This window comes from Paracoccaceae bacterium Fryx2, from assembly GCA_032334235.1.
Lineage (GTDB): Bacteria > Pseudomonadota > Alphaproteobacteria > Rhodobacterales > Rhodobacteraceae > JAVSGI01.
In genome coordinates this window covers 580,200-600,057 of the sequence record JAVSGI010000003.1, presented here as the reverse complement: position 1 = coordinate 600,057, position 19,858 = coordinate 580,200, and the positions used below count along the sequence as shown (strand labels likewise).

The 19,858-nt window shown below is 69.6% G+C and carries 17 protein-coding genes; 16 read left to right on the top strand and 1 reads right to left on the bottom strand.

The genetic code is table 11. The features are described 5' to 3' along the window. The first annotated feature begins 282 nt into the window (after window positions 1-282). Genes RNZ50_03875 through RNZ50_03865 form a run of 3 tightly spaced genes read left to right on the top strand, consistent with a single transcriptional unit; the run spans window position 283 to window position 2,736 of the window. Entirely contained in the window at window positions 283-1,380 is a 1,098-nt protein-coding gene (locus RNZ50_03875; protein ID MDT8854186.1) for a GSCFA domain-containing protein, read from the top strand. Continuing rightward, window positions 1,370-2,059 carry a hypothetical protein gene (locus tag RNZ50_03870; GenBank protein MDT8854185.1) on the top strand — a complete coding sequence of 230 codons (690 nt, stop codon included), beginning with the start codon at window positions 1,370-1,372 and terminating at the stop codon, window positions 2,057-2,059. Before RNZ50_03875 ends, RNZ50_03870 begins: the two co-directional genes overlap by 11 nt. Further along, the gene (locus RNZ50_03865; protein MDT8854184.1) at window positions 2,059-2,736 is read left to right on the top strand and encodes an SDR family NAD(P)-dependent oxidoreductase; all 678 of its coding nucleotides are present in this window, start codon (window positions 2,059-2,061) and stop codon (window positions 2,734-2,736) included. Before RNZ50_03870 ends, RNZ50_03865 begins: the two co-directional genes overlap by 1 nt. Before the next feature lie 42 nt (window positions 2,737-2,778). Here RNZ50_03865 and RNZ50_03860 read toward each other — a convergent pair whose 3' ends face one another. Further along, window positions 2,779-5,022 (bottom strand): EAL domain-containing protein, encoded by a 2,244-nt coding sequence (locus RNZ50_03860; GenBank protein ID MDT8854183.1) that lies wholly within the window; start codon window positions 5,020-5,022, stop codon window positions 2,779-2,781. A 485-nt stretch (window positions 5,023-5,507) separates the two neighbouring features. On the opposite strand from RNZ50_03860, the gene RNZ50_03855 reads away from it, so the two are divergent. The 13 genes from RNZ50_03855 to RNZ50_03795 are packed head-to-tail and all read left to right on the top strand — an operon-like array spanning window position 5,508 to window position 19,851. Beyond that, on the top strand, window positions 5,508-5,903 hold the full coding sequence (locus RNZ50_03855) for an NADH-quinone oxidoreductase subunit A (protein MDT8854182.1): 396 nt from the start codon (window positions 5,508-5,510) through the stop codon (window positions 5,901-5,903). 40 nt (window positions 5,904-5,943) lie between these two features. Next, window positions 5,944-6,561 carry an NADH-quinone oxidoreductase subunit B family protein gene (locus tag RNZ50_03850; protein ID MDT8854181.1) on the top strand — a complete coding sequence of 206 codons (618 nt, stop codon included), beginning with the start codon at window positions 5,944-5,946 and terminating at the stop codon, window positions 6,559-6,561. Then, window positions 6,561-8,318: an NADH-quinone oxidoreductase subunit C/D gene (nuoC, locus tag RNZ50_03845; GenBank protein ID MDT8854180.1), complete on the top strand. Its 1,758-nt coding sequence runs from the start codon at window positions 6,561-6,563 to the stop codon at window positions 8,316-8,318. Before RNZ50_03850 ends, nuoC begins: the two co-directional genes overlap by 1 nt. Continuing rightward, window positions 8,315-8,788 carry an NADH-quinone oxidoreductase subunit NuoE gene (gene nuoE / locus RNZ50_03840; protein ID MDT8854179.1) on the top strand — a complete coding sequence of 158 codons (474 nt, stop codon included), beginning with the start codon at window positions 8,315-8,317 and terminating at the stop codon, window positions 8,786-8,788. Before nuoC ends, nuoE begins: the two co-directional genes overlap by 4 nt. After that, entirely contained in the window at window positions 8,785-10,113 is a 1,329-nt protein-coding gene (locus RNZ50_03835) for an NADH-ubiquinone oxidoreductase-F iron-sulfur binding region domain-containing protein (protein MDT8854178.1), read from the top strand. Before nuoE ends, RNZ50_03835 begins: the two co-directional genes overlap by 4 nt. After that, window positions 10,110-12,710 carry an NADH-quinone oxidoreductase subunit NuoG gene (gene nuoG, locus RNZ50_03830; protein ID MDT8854177.1) on the top strand — a complete coding sequence of 867 codons (2,601 nt, stop codon included), beginning with the start codon at window positions 10,110-10,112 and terminating at the stop codon, window positions 12,708-12,710. Before RNZ50_03835 ends, nuoG begins: the two co-directional genes overlap by 4 nt. Beyond that, window positions 12,707-13,672 (top strand): NADH-quinone oxidoreductase subunit NuoH, encoded by a 966-nt coding sequence (nuoH, locus tag RNZ50_03825; GenBank protein MDT8854176.1) that lies wholly within the window; start codon window positions 12,707-12,709, stop codon window positions 13,670-13,672. Before nuoG ends, nuoH begins: the two co-directional genes overlap by 4 nt. Further along, window positions 13,669-14,187, top strand: coding sequence for an NADH-quinone oxidoreductase subunit NuoI (gene nuoI / locus RNZ50_03820; protein ID MDT8854175.1), 519 nt, complete (start codon window positions 13,669-13,671; stop codon window positions 14,185-14,187). The genes nuoH and nuoI overlap by 4 nt, the downstream gene beginning before the upstream one ends. Next, on the top strand, window positions 14,184-14,696 hold the full coding sequence (locus RNZ50_03815) for an NADH-quinone oxidoreductase subunit J (protein ID MDT8854174.1): 513 nt from the start codon (window positions 14,184-14,186) through the stop codon (window positions 14,694-14,696). The genes nuoI and RNZ50_03815 overlap by 4 nt, the downstream gene beginning before the upstream one ends. Further along, window positions 14,693-15,001 carry an NADH-quinone oxidoreductase subunit NuoK gene (nuoK, locus tag RNZ50_03810; GenBank protein MDT8854173.1) on the top strand — a complete coding sequence of 103 codons (309 nt, stop codon included), beginning with the start codon at window positions 14,693-14,695 and terminating at the stop codon, window positions 14,999-15,001. Before RNZ50_03815 ends, nuoK begins: the two co-directional genes overlap by 4 nt. A 1-nt stretch (window position 15,002) precedes the next feature. Then, window positions 15,003-17,048, top strand: coding sequence for an NADH-quinone oxidoreductase subunit L (locus RNZ50_03805; GenBank protein ID MDT8854172.1), 2,046 nt, complete (start codon window positions 15,003-15,005; stop codon window positions 17,046-17,048). Next, a complete protein-coding gene (locus RNZ50_03800) occupies window positions 17,027-18,496 on the top strand; it encodes an NADH-quinone oxidoreductase subunit M (protein ID MDT8854171.1) in 1,470 nt (489 codons plus the stop codon). Before RNZ50_03805 ends, RNZ50_03800 begins: the two co-directional genes overlap by 22 nt. Then, window positions 18,496-19,851 (top strand): proton-conducting transporter membrane subunit, encoded by a 1,356-nt coding sequence (locus RNZ50_03795; GenBank protein ID MDT8854170.1) that lies wholly within the window; start codon window positions 18,496-18,498, stop codon window positions 19,849-19,851. The genes RNZ50_03800 and RNZ50_03795 overlap by 1 nt, the downstream gene beginning before the upstream one ends. The last annotated feature ends 7 nt before the right edge of the window (window positions 19,852-19,858 follow it).

Below are 19,858 nucleotides of genomic sequence, written 5' to 3'. Positions count from 1 at the left end.
CCTGGCTCTTGCTTCCCGGGCGCTGGTCACCTCTGAGCGGTCGCGCCCAAGGGCACGCTCAGAGGCGGCTAAGAAGCAGAAGCGTGGGAGGGCAGGCATGCGTCTGCCGGGGATGAAGAGTCCCGGTCGTGCAGGCGATGTGGCGGTCCCGTGTCATGGGGCGGACTATACGAGGGATTCCGCAAAAGGAAAGATGCAAAAAACCGGGGTGCAGGCTTGACGCGGTGCTGGGCCTCGTTTCCAACTGGCGCCTGAGACAAGGCAATTTCCGGTGATCCGACAATGAGTTCCCCCGTCAGCCCGCCTGCCAACCCCTATGCCGGGTTGCCGCCCCGCGCCTTCTGGCGCACCGGGGTGGCGGAGCCGGGGCTGTTCGGGCTGAAGGATCTGTGGGCGTCGAAGTGGCAACTGCCATCGGACGCGCGGTTTTCCACCTTTGGCTCGTGTTTCGCCCAGCACATCAGCCGGGCGCTGGTTGCGCGTGGCATGAACTGGCTGAACGCCGAACCCGCGCCGATGCGCACCCCGCCGAAACTGGCCGAGGCCTACAACTACGGCGTCTTTTCGGCGCGGACCGGCAACATCTACACCGCAGCACAACTGCTGACCCATGTGCGGATGGCGGCGGGCGAGGCCGACCCGGCGGCACTGGAGGTCTGGGCTGACGGGCCGGGGCTGCGCGACAGCATCCGCCCGGCGATCGAGCCGGTGGCCTTTGCCGATGCCGCCGACCTGGGGCTGAGCCGGGCGTCGATGGTGCGGGCCTTCCGGCGCTCCATCACCGATGCGGAGGTGTTCGTGTTCACGCTCGGGCTGACCGAGGGGTGGGAGAATGCGGCGACCGGGCAGGTGTATCCGCTTTGCCCCGGCACGCTGGCGGGGCAGTTCGATCCGGCGGCGCATGTGTTCCGCAACCACCGCTATCCGGCGATCCTGGCCGACCTGCAGGCGGCCTTCGCGCTGATGTGGGCGATCAATCCGGGGCTGCGGGTGCTGCTGACCGTCTCGCCGGTTCCGCTGACCGCGACAGCGGCGGGCGGGCATGTGCTGGCGGCAACGATGTATTCCAAGTCGGTGCTGCGCGCGGTGGCGGGCGACCTTGCGGCGGATGATGCGCGGATCGACTATTTCCCGTCTTACGAGATCATTTCCGGCGCGCCGACCCGGTCGGCGTTCTACGAGCCGAACTTGCGGTCGGTGGCGCATCAGGGAGTGGATTTCGTGATGTCGCATTTCTTTGCCGGGCTGGACGTGTCGGCCCCGCCGGTGCATGGCGCCGACCCCGCGGCGGCCGACCGGATGAAGGCGCTGCGCGCCGAAATGGCGGCAGAGGAACTGGTCTGCGAGGAGATGACGCTGGAGGGTTTCAATGCTGCCTGACCTGCTGGTGATCGGCGACAGCCATTCCGACGCGCTGGCCGACGGCTGTGCCGCCCACGGGTTGCGGGTCGAGATGCTGCGGTTTTCGGGCAACATATGGCATTCGGGGCAGGTGGTGTTTCACGCCCAGCATGGCATCTGGGTGCGCGGCCTGCCGGGAATGCAGAAGCAGGTGCTGGCCCTGCGCGAACGGCTGGGCGGGCGCAGCGTGATCAGTGCCGACGTGCCGGTGCTGGCGGCGATGGGCTATCACATGGGGCGGATCGTGCCGCCGTTCAGTGCCAACGGCCACGTCACCGACGCGGCCGATTTCGCGGCGGACGCGGGCAGCGCCTATGTCTCGCGGGCCATGGTCGGGGCCTATGTCGATGCCTTCCGCGCCAACCATGTGCGGCTGGCGCGGCGGATGTCGCGCCATGGCAACATGACGCTGGTGGCGCCGCCGCACGCCTTTGCGCGGCGCAACTTCCCGGCCTTCGCCGAGGCGCTGACCGGGCGGATGCGGGCGGCGGGGGTCAGGGTGTTCGACCCCGCGCCGGAGCTTTGCCCGCCGGGCGCACCGCTGGACGCCGATTATCTTCTGCCAGACGGGGTGCATGGCAATGCCCGCTATGGCGCGGCGGTGATCGGCCTGTTGCTGCAGCGCGGGCTGATCCGGGCGCCGGGCTGCGCCGCGTGATGGCAGAGCGGAGCGAACGGGCGCTGGTGGTCGGGGCCTCGGGCGGGATCGGGGCGGCGCTGGTGCGGGTGCTGACGGCGCGCGGGGCAGAGGTGCAGGGGCTGTCGCGGTCGGCCGACGGGCTGGACGTGACCGACGAGGCGTCGGTGGCGCGGCTGCTGGGCGCGCTGGAGCCGGGGTTCGACCGGATCATCGTGGCGACCGGCGCGCTGGAAATCGGCGGGGCTGGACCGGAAAAGACGCTGCGCGCGCTTAATGCGGGCGCGCTGGCGGCGCAGTTCGCCCTGAATGCCATCGGGCCCGCGCTGGTGCTGAAACACGCGCTGCGGCTGATGCCGAAGGACCGGGTGCTGCGCTTTGCCGCGCTTTCGGCGCGGGTGGGCTCGATCGGCGACAATGCGCTGGGCGGCTGGTACGGCTACCGCGCGGCGAAGGCGGCGCTGAACCAGCTGATCCATACCGCGGCGATCGAGGTGGCGCGCAGCCACCCGCGGGCCGTCGTGGTCTGCCTGCATCCGGGCACGGTGGCGACGGGCTTCACCGCGAAGTATCAGGCCAGCCATCCGGCGATTGCCCCCGACGAGGCTGCGGCGGCCCTGCTGGCGGTGATGGACGGGCTGACCCCCGCGGAAAGCGGCGGCTTTTTCGATGGCACAGGGCGGCGCATCGTGTGGTGAGACGGGATTTTTCGTAGAAAAATCGGATGGGGTGCGATTTTTCTACGAAAAATCAGGCCCCGGCTTTCGGTCCATGCGCAGTTCGGCCTCGGCGGCGGGCAGGGCGGTGCCGAACAGGTAGCCCTGGCCGGTATCGCAGCCCATGTCGCGCATCAGGTCGCTTTGCGCCTTGGTCTCGATGCCTTCGGCCACGATTTCCATCTGCAGGTCATGCCCCAGCGCCAGAACGGATTTCACGATCTTCAGGTTGCGGTCGTTGCTCTGCATCCCCGCGATGAAGGACTTGTCGATCTTGATGCAGTCGATGGGAAACTCGCGCAGGTGCAGCAGCGAGGCGGTGCCGCAGCCGAAATCGTCCAGCGAGATCCGCAGGCCGCTGTCGCGCAACTGGTGCAGGATGCGCCCCGACAGCGCCGGGTCGTCGCCCCAGAACACGGTTTCGGTCACCTCGACCTCGATCATCGCGCGCGGAATGCGCAGGGCATCGAGCCGCGCGATCAGGTGATCGACGAAGCGCGGCGTGTGGAAGCAGAACTCGAAGGCGTTGAAGCTGATGGTGCCGGGGATCAGGCCGCGGTCGAGCCAGCGGCGGATGTCGGTGGTCAGCGCCTCGATCATGTGCCGGTGAATCAGCTGCGCGCTGGCGGGATCGGACAGGGCCGGGTGGAACGCATCGCTTTCGCAGACCTCGCCTGCGGGGGTGACGATGCGGGCCAGCGCCTCGAAGCCGGTCAGGCGGCCATCCGACAGGCGGACCTTGGGCTGGTAGTGCGGCACGATGCGGCCTTCGATGCTGGCGCGGCGCACGTTTTCGACTGCAAGGCGGCGGGTGTCGAAGATGTCGCCAAGGTCGGCGCTGTAGAAGCCGGCGCTGCTGCGGCCGGTGCGCTTGACGCGGTAAAGCGCCATGTCGGCATGGCCGAGCAGGTCGTCGGCCGTCTCCGCATCGGTCGGGAAGCAGGCGATGCCGAGCGAGGCCGACGGGAAGATCTGCCGGCCGCCGAAGGCGACCGGCGCGCGCAGGTCGGCCAGCACCGCGTCGGCACGGGTCTGCAGGTCGGCGTCGGTCAGGGGGGTGTGCAGCAGCAGGGCGAATTCGTCGCCCGCGAGGCGTGCCACGAAGGTGTCGGGGCCGGCCCGGGCCAGCAGCCGCTGCGCGAGGCTGCGGATCACCACGTCGCCCGCGCGGTGGCCGAGCGAGTCGTTGACCTCCTTGAAGTGGTCGAGGTCGATCAGCATCAGCGCAAGGCGGTCCGGCCCTTCGCGACGGGTGGCAATGGCCGCTGCCAGATGTTCGTGGAACCAGCGCCGGTTCGGGATGTCGCACAGATCGTCGACATGGGCGGTATGCCACAGCTTCCGTTCGGCCAGCACGCGTTCGGTGATGTCCTGGAAGATGCCGAAATAGCCGCCGGGCCGGCCGTTCACGTATTCGACCTCGCCCATGGTGCGGATGCGGCGGGGCGGGCCGGACGGGGTGCGGAAATCGGCTTCGAGATCGAACGGCCTGGGGTCGGGGTTGGCCGGGTCGATCGCGGCGCGCACCCGGCTGCGGTCGGGTTCGGGGTAGTAGGACAGCACGAGGTCCAGCGTCAGCGGCGTGTCGGGTGCCAGGTCGTGCAGCCGGTAAAGGCCGTCGGACCATTCGACCGGGCTGCCGTCGAAGCTCACGCGCCAGGCGCTGACCTCTGCCATGCGCTCTACCTGGCGGAGCAGAAGCTCGCGCCGTTCGGCCATCTGGCGCTGGGCTTCGGCATCGCGCAGCGCGATCCGGGCGGCGCGGGCGGCGCTTTCGGCCTGCAGCAGGCCCTCGACGGCGCGGGCGAGGTTCTGCAGGTGCGCCATCTGGGCCGGGGTCGGGCTGCGGGGCCGGGTGTCCATCACGCAAAGCGCGCCGAGGTTGGTCGTGCCGTCGACCGATACCGGCACCCCGGCATAGAAGCGGATGTGCGGCGCGCCGGTGACCAGCGGGTTGTCGGCAAAGCGCGTGTCGGCCCGCGAGTCCGGCACCACCAGTGGGTCGCGCATCCGGATGGTGTGGTTGCAGAAGGCCACGTCGCGCGACGTGCCCTCAAGGTCGGTGCCATGTCTGGCCTTGAACCATTGCTCGTCGTGACCGATCAGCGACACCAGCGCGACCGGGCAGCCGAAGATCGCGGCCACGCTGGCCACGATGGCATCGAGGGCGGCGGTCCGGGGGCTGTGCATCACCTGCAGATCCGCCAGCGCGGCAAGGCGGGCACGGTCTGCAAGGGCGGGCTCTGCGGCGCCATCCGGTTTCTGCATGGCGGGACTCCTGCAAAGAGCGCATGCGCGGCGGTATTCCGGACCATCGCATGACGCCCCGCATCCGGTTTCCGGACGCTGTGATCTAGGCGGTTTGCCGCGGGAAGGGAAGGCCCGAATCGGGCCGGAGCCGGTGCTGCCCGCGCGGGCCGGTCTTGTGGCCGCAGCAACATCGTGTCGCATGGGCTGGAACTTGCCGAACGGCGGGCTAGTGTGCAGGTTCGCGTTGAACGGGTGTGCCGTCGGCTTTGGCCGATGGTGCGGGCGGGCGCGGCAGGGGGGCCGCAGCGGCGATTTCCTGCGGGCGGCGCCGTCAGAAACCTGTATTCTGCGGCCGACTTACGTTAGGGCAATGACAGGGAATATCTGATCAAGATCAAAGTCACCCGTCGGAACAACCCGCTAAGCACGGTCAGGACACGGGATGTCGCGATGCCGCCGAAGGGGGCGGCAGGCCGGAACACGCAATCGGAAGGAAGCCGTCCATGTTCAATTTCCTGTCATTCGTCGACCCGCGCGCGGCATTGCTGCTGCACGTCACGATTGTGGTGGGCGTGGTCGTGGCGATTCTCGTGGTGGCCGGATTCCTGCGCGAACGCTCGCGCGACGGCTTTGGCGTCTATGAAAGCGGCGCCGCCCCCGGCAAGCCGATGCAGGGCCAGCTTGACGCGCCGTTCTTCATGATTGCGGTGTTTTTCATGATCTTCGATGTCGAGGCGGCGCTGCTGTTCGCCTGGGCTGTGGCCGCGACCGAGGTCGGGCGCGACGGGCTGATTGCGGCGACGGTGTTCATCGCGGTGCTGCTGGCGGCGCTGGCCTGGCTCTGGATGGATGGCGCGCTAGAAACCGGCCCGCGCAAGGGGGGTGCCGATGACCTATGATCTGACCCGCCCCGGCGCGGAAACCCCGCCCGGCGAGCGTATGGCCATGTCGCAACTGTTCACGAGGCTGGACGATCTGGTAGCCTGGTCGCGCAAGAACAGCCTCTGGCCGTTCAACTTCGGCCTGTCGTGCTGCTATGTGGAAATGGCGACCGCGCTGACACCGGTGTTCGACCAGGCCCGCTTTGGCGCCGAGGTGATCCGGGCGACGCCGCGTCAGGCCGACCTGCTGATCGTGTCGGGTACGGTATTCCGCAAGATGGCGGTGCCGCTCCAACGGCTTTACGAGCAGATGCGAGAGCCGCGCTGGGTGATCTCGATGGGGGCCTGCGCCAATTCGGGGGGGATGTATGACATCTATTCCGTGGTGCAGGGGGTCGACAGTTTCCTGCCCGTCGATGTCTACATTCCCGGCTGCCCGCCGCGCCCCGAGGCGCTGATGGATGCGCTGGTGCTGTTGCAAGGCAAGATCGGGGCGGAACGCCGCCCGCTGGCGATTACGCTGCCGCCTTCGGTGCCGATGCCCGCCGGGCTGCACATGGAGCAGGCGCTGGCCGCCCGCCCCACCGGGCCGCGCCCCTTTGCGCCCGAACCCCGCCGCGACGCCCTGCGCGCCGAACGTAGCGCCGTCACCCGCCTTGCCGACCCGGAGGCGTGATGAGTCCGGAGTCCTCTGCCCTTGATGTTATTGACGACCTGCGCGCGCGCTTCGGGTCGGCCGTGCTGCACGCGCAGCCGACCGGCGAGGCGTTTCCGGTGCTGTGGATCGCGCCGGAAGCTGCGACCGCCATTCACCGCTTCCTGCGCGAGGAGATTGCGCAGCCGTTCGGCTTGCTGACCGACCTCTGGGCGATTGACGAAACCGCGCGGGTGCATCGCGAGGGCCAGCCCGCCTCGGGTGTCACGCTGGCGACGCACCTGACCTCGTTCGGGCGCAATGCCGACATCAGGCTGAAGATGGCCTGCGACGGGGCCGACCCGCGCGCGCCGTCGCTGGCGGGCGTCTATGCCAATGCCGACTGGTATGAGCGCGAGGCGTTCGACATGTTCGGGGTGCATTTCGACGGGCGCGACAGCCACCGCCGCATCCTGATGCCGCCGACCTGGGAAGGGCATCCGCTGCGCAAGAGCCACTATGCCCGCGCCACCGAGCAGCCGCCGTTCCGCATGACGGACGCCTATTTCGAGCGCGAGGAGCGTGCGCAGGTATCCGACCCGGCAGAGCTTGGCCTGCCCGCCTCGCGCGACGGGGCAGAGCTGATGGTTCTGAACTTCGGCCCGCATCACCCTTCCACGCATGGCGTTTTCCGGATTCTGCTGGGGCTGGACGGCGAAGAGGTGGTCTGGGCCTGGCCCGATATCGGCTATCACCACCGCGGCGTCGAAAAGATGGCCGAGCGTCAGACCTGGCACGGTTTCATCCCCTATTGCGACCGGGTGGACTACCTCGGCGGCGTCATGTCGGAACTGCCGTATCTGATGGCGGTCGAACGGCTGTGCGGCATCACGGTGCCCGACCGGGCACAGGTGATCCGGGTGATGCTGTGCGAATTCTTCCGGATCACCAACCATCTCTTGTTCTACGGCACCATGGCGCAGGACGTGGGGGCGATGTCGCCGGTGTTCTACATGTTCACCGACCGCGAGCGTGCGCATGAGGTGATGCAGACCATCACCGGCGCGCGGATGCACCCGGCCTTCTTCCGCATCGGCGGCGTGGCGATGGACCTGCCGACCGGCTGGGATGCGCTGGTGCGTGGGTTCCTTGACTGGATGCCCGCGCGGCTGGACGAATACGAGGGCATGGTGATGCGCTCGGAACTGTTCCAGATCCGCACCAAGGGGGTGGGCGCCTATGACACCGACACCGCGCTGCGCTGGGGCACCACCGGGCCGGGGCTGCGGGCCACGGGCTGCGACTGGGACTGGCGCAAGATGCGGCCCTACTCGGGGTATGAGAACTTCGACTTCGAGGTGCCGACCGGCACGCGCGGCGATTGCTACGACCGCACGCGGGTGCGGGTGGACGAGATGCGGGAGTCGTTGAAGATCATCCGCCAATGCCTTGACAACATGCCGGAAGGTCCGATCAAGGCCGACCATCCGCTGACCACGCCGCCATCGCGTGACCGGATGCAGCACGACATCGAAACCCTGATCCAGCATTTCCTCGCCGTCAGCTGGGGCACCAACGTGCCGGTGGGCGAGGCGACCGGACAGATCGAGTCGCACCGCGGGCTGGCGCAGTATTCGGTGATCTCGGATGGTGGCGGGATGAGCTACCGCACCCGCATCCGCACGCCGTCCTTCGCGCATCTTCAGATGCTGCCGCTTATCCTGCCCGGCATGACGGTGGCCGATCTGGTGGCCCATGTCGCCAGCCTTGATTTCGTGATGTCGGATGTAGACAGATGACCCTTCCCGCAGACCTTGCCACCCGTATCCGCGCCGCCGTGGACCATGACGGCAGCCCGCAGGCCGCCATGCTGGAGGCGCTGCGGCTGATCCAGCACGCCGAAGGCTGGGTGTCGGACGAACGTCTGGCCGAGGCGGCCGAGGTGCTGGGCGTGGGCGTGGCGGAGCTGGAAAACCTTGCCACCTTCTACAGCCTGATCTTCCGCCGCCCGGTGGGGGAAACGGTGATCCTTCTGTGCGACGGCGCGCCGTGCTGGCTGAACGGCGGCGACGCGGTGCGCGATGCCTTGTTCGCGCGGCTGGGCATCGGCTTCGGCCAGACCACGGCCGACGGCAGGTATACCGTGATCAACATGGCCTGCGTCGGGGGCTGCGACCGTGCGCCTGCCGCCGTGGTGGGCCGCGACCGCCGTCTGGTCGGGCCGCTGTCGCCGGACGGGCTGGCCGCGCTGCTGGAGGGCGGGCTATGACCGGCCTCACCCCCCCGAACGGCCTTGCCCCCCCGAACGGCCTTGCCCCCCTCACCGGGCGGGCGCGCCCCGACCGGGTGCCGCACACGCTGGCCGAATGGCAGGCGCTGGGCGGCTATGGTGCGGTGGCCCGCGCGCTGCGAATGACGCCGCGCGAGGTGGTGGACATGGTTGCCGAGGCGCATCTGAACGGGCGCGGCGGCGCGGGCTTTCCGGCGGCGCACAAATGGCGCTTCATGCCCGAGCCGGGCACGACGCCCGGTGACGGCCCAAGCTACCTGATCGTCAATGGTGACGAGATGGAGCCGGGCGCCTTCAAGGACCGCCTGCTGCTGGAGGCGCTGCCGCATCAGGTGATCGAGGGCGCGACCATCGCCGCCTACGGCACCCATGCGTCGGAGGTCATCGTGCTGATCCGCGACGCCTATCGCGGCGGCATCGCCGCCATGCAGCGCGCGATTGCCGAGGCCGAGGCGGCGGGACTGCTGGGCCAGAACATCCTGGGCTCGGGCTTCAGCCTGCGGATGCGGGTCCACCCTTCGGCCGGGCGCTACATCGTCGGCGAGGAAACCGCGCTGATCGAGGCGCTGGAGGGCAAGCGCGCCGTGCCCAGGAAGCGCCCGCCGTTCCCGGCGCAGGTCGGCCTCTGGGGGCGGCCGACCACGGTGAACAACGTCGAGACGATCTCGCTGGTGCCGCACATTCTGGAGCATGGCGCGCAATGGTTCCGCGCCCTGTCGCGCACCGAAGAAGGGGGCACCAAGCTCTACGGCGTCTCGGGCCGGGTCAACCGCCCGCAGCTGATCGAGGCGCCGATGGGCACCACGGCGCGCGAGCTGATCGACCGCTGCGGCGGCGTGTCGGGCAATGGCGTGCTGCGCTGCTTCCAGCCGGGCGGCGGCGCCTCGGGGTTTCTGGAACCGGGCGATCTGGATGTGCCGCTCGATTTCGGCCACACGGCGCGGGCGGGGTCGATGTTCGGCACGGGCACGCTGATCGTGCTGGACCAGACCGCCTGCCCGGTGGGGGTGACGGCGCGGCACATGCGCTTCTATGCCCGCGAAAGCTGCGGCTGGTGCACGCCCTGCCGCGACGGGCTGCCCTGGGCCGCGCGGATTCTGGATGCGCTGGAGGAGGGCACGGCGACCCGCTCCGACCTTGACGTGCTGGCGATGACGGCGGCCGAGGCCGGGCCGCGCGGCCGCAGCTTCTGCGACCTGATGGGCGGGGCGATGGGGCCGCTCGCCAGCCTGCTGGCGCGGTTCGGCGATCTGGTCGCGGCGCATCTTGACGGCGGCTGCCCGATCCGGAGGGGAATGCTGTGACAGTGAAGATCACGATCAACGGCCGCGAGGTCGAGGCCGAGGCCGGGCGCGACCTGCTGTCCACCTGTCTGGAACAGGGGGTCGAGGTGCCGCATTTCTGCTGGCATGGCGATCTGGGGTCGGTGGGCGCCTGCCGTCTGTGCGCGGTCAGGGTTTTCGATGGTCCGCAGGATACCGTGGGGCGGATCGAGATGTCGTGCATGACCCCGGTGCGCGACGGCCAGCGGGTCGAGGTTGCCGACCCCGACGCCGCGCGCTTCCGCGCCCATGTCATCGAATGGCTGATGCTCAACCACCCGCATGATTGCGCGGTTTGCGAGGAAGGCGGCGCCTGCCATTTGCAGGACATGACAGTGGCGACCGGCCACCGCAACCGCCGGTCCGATGCGCCCAAGCGCACCCACCGCAATCAGGATCTGGGGCCGCTGCTGACGCACGAAATGAACCGCTGCATCGCCTGCTATCGCTGCGTGCGCTTCTATCGCGACTATGCGGGCGGCACCGATCTGGATGTGTTTGGCGCGCATGACCGGGTGTATTTCGGCCGGGCGACCGATGGCGTGCTGGAAAGCCCCTTCGCGGGCAATCTGGCCGAGATCTGCCCGACCGGCGTGTTCAACGACAAGGGCTGGTCGCAGAAATACGCCCGCCGCTGGGACATGGCGGCGACGCCCGCGATCTGCCCGCATTGCGCGGCGGGCTGCAACATCACGCTTTATGAACGCCACGGCACGCTGCGGCAGGTGCAGAACCGCTATCACGGCGCGCTGAACGGGTCGTTCCTGTGCGACCGTGGTCGGTTCGGGCCGCTGTTTGCCGATGCCGCGCGGATTTCGGTGCCGCGCCTTGGTGGGGCCGCGGTGGCCCCCGAGGCGGCTTTGGAAGCGGCGCGGGCTTTGGTGCCGGGAGCTTGCGGCGTAGGCTCGCCCCGTGCGTCGCTGGAGGCGAATTTCGCGCTGCGGCGGCTGGTGGGGGCGGGGCGGTTCTTTGCTGGCGTGTCGGATGCCGAAGCCGCGCTGGTGCGGCGGATGGCGGCGGTTCTGGTGGCGGGGCCAGCACGCATCGCCAGCATGAAGGATATTGAAACCGCCGATGCGGCCCTTGTGCTGGGCGAGGATCTGACCGGCACCGCCCCGCGCGCCGCCCTGGCGTTGCGGCAGGCATCACGCGGGGCGTCGCGGGCGCTGGCGGCGGAAAAGGGCGTGCCCGGCTGGCAGGATGCGGCGGTGCGCGTGGCGGGTGAGGGGCGGCTGTCGCCTGTCACGCTGGTGACACCCTTGCCCGACGCGCTGGACGACATTGCCCGCCCGGCGCTGCGGCGGACCCCCGCACAGGTGGCCGAGTTCGGCTTTGCCGTGGCGGCGGCGCTGCGCGGCGAGCCGGTGGCGGATGCCGAGGCGCTGGCCACCGCAACCGCGCTGGCCGAGGCTGCGGCGCCGCTGGTGGTGGCCGGGATGGGGCTGGGGTCAGGCGGCGCGGTCGAGGCGGCGGCGGCGGTGGTGGCGGAACTTGGGGTGCGGGCGCGGCTGGCGCTGTTCCCGGCCGAGGTCAACAGCATGGGGCTGGCCCTGCTGGGCGGCGAGGGGCTGGAGGCGGCGGCGCTGGCGCTGGAGGCCGCGCCTGGTCCGCTGTTCGTGCTGGAGGCCGACGTGTTCGAGCGTGCCGACCCGGCGACGGTGGCGCGGCTGATGGCGGCGGCGACATCGGTCATTGTTCTGGATTGTCTGGAAACCCGGCTGACGGCAGCGGCCGATCTGGTGCTGCCGGTGGCGAGCTTTGCCGAGGCAGCGGGGACGGTGGTCAATTTCGAGGGCAGGGCGCAGCGCGGCTTTGCCGGACTGCCCGAGGGGCGGCCCGCCGCGTGGCGGGTGCTGTCGCAGATCGGCGGGCTGTTCGCCGAGGATGCAACGCTGGAGGACGTGCTTGCGGCGATGGAGGCCGACTGTCCGGCGCTGGCCGGGGCGGTTGACGCGGCCCCGGTCGGCGTTGTGCCCGGCCGGGTCGCCCGCGCGCCTGCGCCGTTTTCCGGGCGCACCGCGTCGGATCTGGCCGGACGGCTGCCCGAGGGCACGCCGCCGCACGACCGCGACTCTGGGTTAAGCTGGACGATGGAGGGCATTCGAGGGGCGCGCGTGCCGCCTGCGCTTTCGACCGGGCCGGTGGTGCCGGGGATGCATTCGGTGTCTGCCGCATACCATGCGCAGGAATACATCGGCGGGCCGCTGAAGGGCGGCGACCCCGGTGCGGCCTTGCTGGTGGCAGGGCAGGGTGGCGTGACCCCCGTGGCCCCCGTGCCGGAAACGGACGGCGAGGGGCTGATCTGGCTGCCGCTGCACGATGCCTTCTCGGCCACCGAGACCGACCGCGCGAGCCCGCTGCTGGCCGCCCGCGCGCCCGGGCCGCGCCTGTTGCTGCACCCCGAGGATGCGGCGGCGCTGGGGTTGGCGGCGGGGGCGGCCGTGCTGGTGGAGGGCGCGCCGACTGCGGCAATGCTGACGCTTGATGCCGCGATGCCGCGTGGCCATGTCGGACTTTCGGTGGGGCTTGCCGCACCACGCGGCCGGGCGGGCCGCCTGAGGCTGGAGGCCGCGCCATGAACACCGCAATCGGCCTCGGGCTGACCCTCGCATTTTCGGTCGTGCTGATCGCGGCGCTGCTGGTGGCGGCGGGGGTGTTCACCTGGGTGGAACGCCGGGTGCTGGGCTTCTTTCAGGAACGGCTGGGGCCGAACCGGGTCGGATACTTCGGCTTCATGCAATGGGTGGCCGACACGGTGAAGCTGCTGACCAAGGAAGACGCCGCCCCGCCCGGTGCCGACCGCGCGGCCTATCTGATGGCGCCCGCGCTTGCCGCGCTGCCGATGCTGGCGGGGTTCGGCGTGGTGATGTTCGGGCCGGGGCTGGCGATTTCGGGCCTCGACATGGGGCTGGTCTTCGTGATGGGGATGCTGGCGCTGACGGTCTATGCCATGGTGCTGGGCGCCTGGGCGTCGCGCAACCGCTATGCCATGCTGGGCGGCCTGCGGGCGGCGGCGCAGCTGCTGGCCTATGAAAGCTTTCTCGGCCTGTCGCTGATGGGCGTGGTGCTGCTGGCGGGCAGCTTCAACCTGGGCGAGATCGTCGCGGCGCAGCAGGGGCTGTGGTTTATCGTGGTGCAGCCGCTCGGCGCGGTGCTGTTCTTCATCGCCGGGATTGCGGCGGCGCACCGCCTGCCGTTCGACCTTCAGGAATCGGAAAACGATCTGGTGGCGGGCTTCATGACCGAATATTCCGGCATGAGCTTCGCGCTGTTCTTTCTGGGCGAGTATCTGGCGATCCTGCTGGTGGCGTCGCTGTTCACCACGCTGTTTCTGGGCGGCTGGCTGGGGCCGTGGCTGCCGGGGCCGCTGTGGTTCGGGGCCAAGGTCGGGGTGATTGCCTTTGTTTTCATCTGGCTGCGGGCGGCGCTGCCCCGGCCGCGCTATGACCAGCTTATCAGCTTTGCCTGGAAGGTGGCGCTGCCGCTGGCGCTGGTGAACCTGCTGGTCACCGGCTGGATCGTGGTGGGGAGGGGCGCATGATCAAGGGCATCGCGGAATCGCTGGCGCGGGTGGGGCGGATGTTCTTCGCGCCGACCAAGACCCGGCAATACCCCGAGGAAAAGCCGGTGCTGCCGCCGCGCTACCGGGCGCGGATCGTGCTGACGCGCGACCCCGACGGCACCGAACGCTGCGTGGCCTGCAACCTCTGCGCCGTGGTCTGCCCGGTCGACTGCATCGATGTGGTCAAGACCGAGACCGAGGACGGCCGCTGGTATCCCGAAACCTTCCGGATCAACTTCGCCCGCTGCATCTTCTGCGGCTACTGCGAGGAGGCCTGCCCGACCTCGGCGATCCAGCTGACGCCCGATTTCGAGCTGGCCGACTACGAACGCGCCTCGCTGGTCTACGACAAGCAGGACCTGCTTATTTCGGGCGAGGGCAAGCACGCGGGCTACCGCTACTGGGATGTGGCGGGCAAGGCGATTGCGGGCAAGGACAAGGGCGAGGCGGAAAACGAAAGCCCGCCGGTCGATCTGCGGGATCTGCGGCCATGAGCGAGGTTTTCGTGATCTGGGCGGGGTTTGTGGCGCTGGTCTCGGCGCTGCTGGCTGTCACGCGCCCCAGCGTGGTGCATGGGCTGATGTGGCTGGTGGCCACATTGCTGTCGCTGGCGGCGGCGTTCTTCGGCCTGGGCGCGGGGTTCGCCGGGGCGGTGCAGATATTGATCTATGCCGGGGCGATCCTCGCGGTGTTCGTCTTCGTGGTGATGACGGTCGATGCCTCGCCCGAGGCGCTGGCGCTGGAGCGCAGCAGGCTGAAGCAGGCCTGGCAGATGCCCGCGCTGGTGGTGGTGCTGGTGGTGCTGCCCTTCACGCTGGGCGGCGCGCCCTGGGGGCTGGTGGAGGGGGCCGAGGTCGCCTCGGTGCCGGCAAAGCGGGTGGGGGCGCTCCTGTTCGGCCCCTGGGCGATTGCGGTGGAGATCGCGTCGTTCCTGCTGCTGGCCGCCCTGATGGGCGCGCGGCATCTGGGGCGGCGCCCCCGGCAGGGGGAGGACGGGCAATGACCGAAACCACGCTGATCCTGACGCTGATCCTCTCCGCCGGCCTCTTTGCCACCGGCCTGTTCGGGGTGATGGCGCGGCGCGCGATCCTGTTCCAGCTGATCTCGCTGGAGGTGATGCTGTCGGGCCCGGCGCTGGCCTTCATTGCCGCCGGCGCGTTTCATGGCGACGCGCAGGGGCAGGGGATGTTCGTCTTCGTGCTGGTGCTGGCGGCGGCGGAGGTGGCGATCGGGCTGGCGCTTTTCCTGGCGCTGCGCCGGGTGGCCGATGTCGTGGACAGCGATTCCGTCAGTGATCTGAGGCAGTAAGATGATCGAGTTGACCCCCTGGCTGCTGCTGCTTCTGGTGCCGGCCCCGGCACTGGGCGTGTTTCTGATCCTGGGCCTTGATCCCTACCGGCTGCGCCGGGATGCGGTCAACGCGCTGGCGCTGCTGGGCGGCGTGGCGCCGATGCTGGTGATGGTGCCGCTGTCGGTTGCCTGCGGCATGGGCGAATGCCATGTGGTGGTGCCGGTGTTCACGCTGGTGGTCGGACAGGCCGAAGTGGCGCTGGCGCTGCTGCTCGACCCGCTGAGCGCGCTGGTCGGATCGACCGTGACGGTCGTGGGGGCGGCGGTGATGGTCTATGCCGTGCAATACATGGACCAGTCGGGCATGGCCGACCTGCGGCGCTTCTTTGCGCTGATGAACCTGTTCCTTGCGTCGATGCTGACCATGGTGTTGGCGGGCGACACCATCACCTTCTTCTTCGGGTGGGAGCTGATGGGGCTGTGCAGCTTCTTCCTGATCGCGTTCCACACCGATTCCGCGCAGGCGGTGGCGGCGGGGCGCAAGGCCTTCATCATCACGCGCTTTGCCGATGTCTTTCTGCTGGCGGCGCTGCTGCTGCTGTTTCTCGAAGCGGCCTCGGTGCGGATGGATACGCTGATCCCGGCCGGCGAGGTGATGGAGCCCTACCGGCTGACCATCGTGGCGCTGCTGCTGCTGGGGGGCGCGCTGGGCAAATCGGCGCAATTGCCGTTCCACACCTGGCTGCCCTCTGCGATGGCGGGGCCGACGCCGGTGTCGGCGCTGCTGCATTCGGCCACCATGGTGGCGGCGGGGGCCTATCTGATGGTGCGCTTTTCGCCCATCGTCGCCGCCGCGCCGAACGTGCTGACGGCGGCGGCGGTGCTGGGCACGGCGACGGCGGCCTTCGGCGCGCTGTCGGCGATCTTCCAGCAGGATGTGAAGCGGATGCTGGCCTATTCGTCGATCAGCCAGATCGGCTACATGATGCTGGCGATCGGGGTCGGCGCACCCGAGGTGGCGATTGCGCATTTCGTCATCCATGCGCTGTTCAAGTCGCTGCTGTTCCTCGCAGCGGGCGACATCACCCACGGCTGCCCGGCCGAAACCGGGATGGAATCGATGCGCGGGGCGTGGCGGCGCAAGCCGCTGTCCTATCTGGCCTTCGTGGCGGGGGCGGTGTCGCTGGCGGGGTTGCCGGTGATCACGGCCGGCTGGTGGTCGAAAGAGGCGATCCTCGCCTCGGCGCTGGGGTCGGGGCCGCTGGGCGTCGTGCTGTGGTCGGTGGCGCTGGGCTCCGCGGTGCTGACCGGGGCCTACATCTTCCGGCCGGTGTTCCTGGGGCTGGTGCCGGAGCGCAGGTCGGTTCAGGCCCGCCACAGCCGCCATGCCGCGGCCGAGGCCGCGACGGCGGCGCACCACGCCTCGCGCTTCAGCAGCCCGCTGGCGGCGGTGCCGATGGTGCTGCTCGCGCTGGGGGCGCTGTTCGGCGGCGCGGCGGTCGGGCCGATGATCCGGTTCCAGGGCGCAGAGATGCCGCATATCGAGGGGCTGACGATGTGGCTGGCGGCGGCGGCGCCGCTGCTGGGCGCGGTGCTGGCGCTGGCGCTGACCTTCGTGCCGGTGCTGGTGGCGGCGGTGGCGGGCAGAAGCCGGACCCGCCGCGGCGTCAAGGTCGACGGCATCTACCGCTATGCGCTGATCCTGCCCTTCGTGAAACTGATCCTGTGGCTGAGCCGGGGGGCAGAGTTCGACGGCATCTACCGACAGGTGTTCGTGCGGCCGTTCGTGCGCGGGGTCAGCTGGCTGAACGGCTACCGCGGCGGGATCGCCGATCCGGTCGGCACGCTGCCGGTGCTGGCGGTGCTGCGCGCGCACCGCTTCGTGGTCGAGCGGGTGGCGATCGACCGGCTTGACGGGGGCTGGATGCGCCTTGCGGCGGGTCTGGTCGGGTTGTGGGGCGTGGCGCGCCGGGTGCAGACCGGGCGGACGCGCGAGTATGCGCTGGCGCTGGCCATCGGCACCGCCATACTTCTGATGCTTGCATGGGATACGACATGGAACTGATCGCGCTCATCCTTCTGCCGTTCTTCGGCGGTGTGGCCTCGCTGTTCGCACGTGGTCTTGGTCGCGACGGCGAACGCTGGGTGGCCCTCATCGCGCTGTCGCTGGCGCTGGTGGTGCTGCTTTTTGCGGTGCAGGCCGGCGACGAGGGGCGCTGGCTGGCCGAGCACCGGTCGGACTGGGCCCCCGCGCTGGGGGTGCAGGTGATCCTGGCGATGGACGGGCTGTCGGCGGTGCTGCTGGCGATGTCGCTGGGGCTGGGCATCATCTCGGTGATCGTGTCGTGGAACATCCCCGAGCGGTCGGGGCTGCTGAACGCCTGCCTCTGCTGGACGGTGGCGGCGTCGAACGGGGTCTTCCTGTCTTTCGACCTCTTGGTGTTCGCCTTTTTCTGGGAGCTGATGTTGGTGCCAGCGTTCCTTCTGATCGCGGTCTGGGGCCATGGCGAGCGCGAGGCGGCGGCGCTGAAGTTCCTGGTGTTCAACGCGGTTGCCGGGCTGGGGCTGCTGGCGGCGGTGTTCTATCTGGGCGCGCAGGGCGAAAGCGTGACGTTCGACGCCTTCGCGCTTGCGGCGCTCGACCTGCCGCAGGGGGTGCAGGTGCTGCTGCTGGGCGGCTTCGTGCTGGCCTTCCTGGTAAAGCTGCCGGTGCCGCCGCTGCACGCCTGGCTGCCCGATGCCCATACCAACGCGCCCACCGCCGGGTCTATCCTGCTGGCGGGGCTGCTCTTGAAGACCGGGGCCTACGGGCTGTTCCGCTTTCCGCCGATGCTGTTTGCCGACGGGATGCTGGTGCTGGCGCCCTATGGGCTGGTTCTGGGGGCCTTCGGGTCGATCTATGGCGCGCTGATGGCCTGCGGGCAGACCGATGCCAAGCGGCTGGTGGCCTACACCTCGATTGCCCACATGAGCATCGTGCTGATGGGCATCTGCGGCGGCGTGCATTTCTCGATGATGGGGGCGGCGGTGCAGATGGTGGCGCACGGCTTTTCCGCCTCGGCGCTGTTCCTGCTGATCGGGGCGCTGCATGACAGGCTGGGCACGCGCGACCTGCGCGAACTGGGCGGGTTGCAGAAGAACGCGCCGCGCTTTGCCGCGACCTTTGCGATCTTCTTCTCGGCCTCGCTGGCGATGCCGGGCACAGCGAACTTCCTCGGCGAGGCGCTGGTGATCACCGGCCTGTTCCAGGTCAACTGGGTCTTTGCCTCGATCACGCTGGTCTCGCTGGTGATTTCGGTGGTCTATGCGACGCGGCTGTTCAAGCGCATCGTGTTCGGCACGCCGCACCGCCCCGGCCCGATGCAGGATCTGACGATGCGCGACCTGGGGCCGATCATCGTGCTGGCGATCGGCACGCTGCTGTTTGGGATGTTGCCGCAACTGCTGATGGGGCCGATGACGATTGCGGTGGATGCGGCGCTGGCGCCGCTGGCGGCGGCGGGGCAGCCGTGATGCAGGGCATCCTTGCCACGCACGGACCGCTGGTGGTCCTTGGCCTTGGCGCGGTGGTGGCGATGCTGCTGGGGCCGCGTCGCGACCGGCTGCATGCCCGCGTCGCGGCGGCGGTGACGCTGGCGCTGGCGGCGGCGCTGACGCTGTTCCGCCTTGGGATGCCTGCGGTTGCGGTGACGGAACTGCTGGTCGATGACGGGCTGGCACGGTTCGGCACGCTGGTGGTGTGCCTGTCGGGGCTGGCCGGGCTGGTGTTCCTGCGCCCGGCCCTGCCCGCGCGCGAGGCGCCGGCCCTGACGCTGCTCGCGGCGCTGGGGGCGGCGGTGCTGTGCGGCGCGACCCATGCGGCGACGGTGTTCCTCGGGCTGGAGCTGGTGACGCTGTCGCTGATTGCCATGTTCGTGCTGCCGCTGACCCGACCGGCACTGGAGGCGGGCTACAAGTTCCTGATCCTTGGCGCGGCCGGGGGGGCGACGCTGCTGTTTGCCTTTGCGCTGGCCTATGCCGCCACCGGCAGGCTGGGGCTCGACGCCTGGGCGGGGGGCGGGATGCTGGTCGCCCTGGGGGCGGCGCTGTTGCTGGCGGGCCTTGCGTTCAAGTTCGCGCTGGTGCCGTTCCACATGTGGACGCCCGACGCGTTCAGCGGTGCCCCGGCGGCGGCGGCGGCCTTTGCGGGTGTTGCCTCGAAGATGGCGGTGGCGGTGGTGCTGGTGCGGCTGGCCGCGGTCGGACCGCCCGACCCGGTGTGGCACAGCGGGCTGGCGGCGATGGGGGTCGGCTCGATCCTGCTGGGCAACCTTGCGGCGCTGCGCCAGACCTCGCTGACGCGGATGCTGGGCTATTCGTCGGTGGCGCATTCGGGCTATATGGCGGTGGTGCTGGCCTCGGGTGCCGCGCTGGGGCCGGAGGCGGTGCTGTTCTACCTTGCCGCCTATGCGCCGGCCCTGCTGGCCGCGCTGTGTGTCGCGGCGCTGCTGGGCGACGCGCCGGGGCTGGACGATCTGCGCGGGCTGGCCTGGCGGCAGCCGCTGGCCGGGGCGGGGCTGGCGCTGGGGCTGATGTCGCTGGCGGGCCTGCCGGTGGCGGCGGGGTTCCTGGGCAAGTTCTACCTGTTCGCCGCGCTGATCCAGGCGCAGGCTTGGGGGCTGCTGGCGGTCACGGCGGCGGGGGCGGCGCTGGGGTTCTATTACTACCTGCGGTTCTTCGCGGTGATCTTCCGGCGCGGGTCGGGCGATGTCGCGGCCGAGGTGCACTGGTCCGACGGCGCGGTGCTGATCGGCTGCGCCGCGATCATCCTGGTGGTCGGGGTCTACCCCGAGCCTTTGGTCGAACTGGTCCGGCAGGCACTGAACTGAATGGCGG

Coding starts and splice junctions, on each gene's coding strand:
- RNZ50_03835 (MDT8854178.1), top strand. CDS start 8,785: ATGACCGGCCTCACCCCCCCGAACGGCCTTGCCCCCCCGAACGGCCTT.
- RNZ50_03860 (MDT8854183.1), bottom strand. CDS start 5,022: ATGCAGAAACCGGATGGCGCCGCAGAGCCCGCCCTTGCAGACCGTGCC.
- RNZ50_03870 (MDT8854185.1), top strand. CDS start 1,370: ATGCTGCCTGACCTGCTGGTGATCGGCGACAGCCATTCCGACGCGCTG.
- RNZ50_03865 (MDT8854184.1), top strand. CDS start 2,059: ATGGCAGAGCGGAGCGAACGGGCGCTGGTGGTCGGGGCCTCGGGCGGG.
- nuoH (MDT8854176.1), top strand. CDS start 12,707: ATGAACACCGCAATCGGCCTCGGGCTGACCCTCGCATTTTCGGTCGTG.
- RNZ50_03800 (MDT8854171.1), top strand. CDS start 17,027: ATGGGATACGACATGGAACTGATCGCGCTCATCCTTCTGCCGTTCTTC.
- nuoC (MDT8854180.1), top strand. CDS start 6,561: ATGAGTCCGGAGTCCTCTGCCCTTGATGTTATTGACGACCTGCGCGCG.
- RNZ50_03815 (MDT8854174.1), top strand. CDS start 14,184: ATGAGCGAGGTTTTCGTGATCTGGGCGGGGTTTGTGGCGCTGGTCTCG.
- nuoK (MDT8854173.1), top strand. CDS start 14,693: ATGACCGAAACCACGCTGATCCTGACGCTGATCCTCTCCGCCGGCCTC.
- nuoE (MDT8854179.1), top strand. CDS start 8,315: ATGACCCTTCCCGCAGACCTTGCCACCCGTATCCGCGCCGCCGTGGAC.
- nuoI (MDT8854175.1), top strand. CDS start 13,669: ATGATCAAGGGCATCGCGGAATCGCTGGCGCGGGTGGGGCGGATGTTC.
- RNZ50_03795 (MDT8854170.1), top strand. CDS start 18,496: ATGCAGGGCATCCTTGCCACGCACGGACCGCTGGTGGTCCTTGGCCTT.
- RNZ50_03805 (MDT8854172.1), top strand. CDS start 15,003: ATGATCGAGTTGACCCCCTGGCTGCTGCTGCTTCTGGTGCCGGCCCCG.
- RNZ50_03875 (MDT8854186.1), top strand. CDS start 283: ATGAGTTCCCCCGTCAGCCCGCCTGCCAACCCCTATGCCGGGTTGCCG.
- RNZ50_03850 (MDT8854181.1), top strand. CDS start 5,944: ATGGCCATGTCGCAACTGTTCACGAGGCTGGACGATCTGGTAGCCTGG.
- RNZ50_03855 (MDT8854182.1), top strand. CDS start 5,508: ATGTTCAATTTCCTGTCATTCGTCGACCCGCGCGCGGCATTGCTGCTG.